This is a genomic window from Pseudoalteromonas rubra, assembly GCF_005887115.1.
Taxonomy (GTDB): Bacteria; Pseudomonadota; Gammaproteobacteria; order Enterobacterales; family Alteromonadaceae; genus Pseudoalteromonas; species Pseudoalteromonas rubra_F.
This window is the reverse complement of record NZ_PNCJ01000138.1, coordinates 1-355: the sequence shown is the minus strand read 5'-3', so window position 1 is coordinate 355 and position 355 is coordinate 1. Positions and strand designations below refer to the sequence as shown.

Annotated in this window: 1 protein-coding gene; it reads right to left on the bottom strand. The window is 48.5% G+C overall.

Annotation, left to right across the window (positions count from 1 at the left end; translation table 11 throughout):
* The coding region (locus CWB98_RS23500; RefSeq protein ID WP_283241227.1) for a diacylglycerol kinase family protein at positions 1-355 on the bottom strand (355 nt) is incomplete at both ends.

The following is a 355-nucleotide window of genomic DNA, read 5'->3' as shown; positions in this document are numbered from 1 at the left end:
CATCCAATGTTAACTCGTAATCTTTCGCCTTATGCTCGCCAAGTGCTTGCCAGAAGCCTTGCAAATAGTCGAATTGGCCGCTGTTATTTTTGGCGTCGCGATGAGCGCTCTCAATCATTTTTTGCTCAAACCCTAGGCCGATGAGTAACAACGTTAACTCATCATTACAGCGCGCTGTGTCTATGGCCTGAACATCTCCACTGATCAACACATCAAGGGCCTTATCAACCCCAAAGGCTTTAGACTCAATCCCCATAATCACATGCGCTAAGGCGTTGGCCGTGCCCATGGGAATAATACCCAAGACGATATCGCTATTACAGATCACTGAGGCGACTTCGGTGACCGTGCCATC